Raw genomic sequence first — 289 nt, forward strand, 5'->3', positions numbered from 1 at the left:
AAGTCCAGCTGTTGCCACATGGCGTAGATGTTAGCCTTTTCTCTACTCAAGTACCGAGAGCGAAAGACTTACCCAGTAATCACAGACCAATCGCAGGTTTTTATGGCAGCCTATCTCAATGGCTCGATTACGGCCTTATTGAACATGTAGCGACAGCAATGCCGAAATGGGACTTTGTATTCATCGGCCCGAATGAGCTTGATAATTTAGCGCTTCCTAACCTTGACAATATTCATTACCTTGGTCCAAAACCACATCATTCTTTGCCAAGTTATTCACAACATTGGGA

General features: G+C 43.9%; 1 pseudogene. It reads left to right on the plus strand.

Annotated features, from left to right (window positions below):
* Positions 1-289: pseudogene (locus tag FTW16_RS08375) on the plus strand (glycosyltransferase family 1 protein); the annotation flags it as partial.

The sequence above is a fragment of the Vibrio sp. T20 genome, from assembly GCF_007858795.1.
In the GTDB taxonomy this organism is placed as follows: domain Bacteria; phylum Pseudomonadota; class Gammaproteobacteria; order Enterobacterales; family Vibrionaceae; genus Vibrio; species Vibrio satsumensis.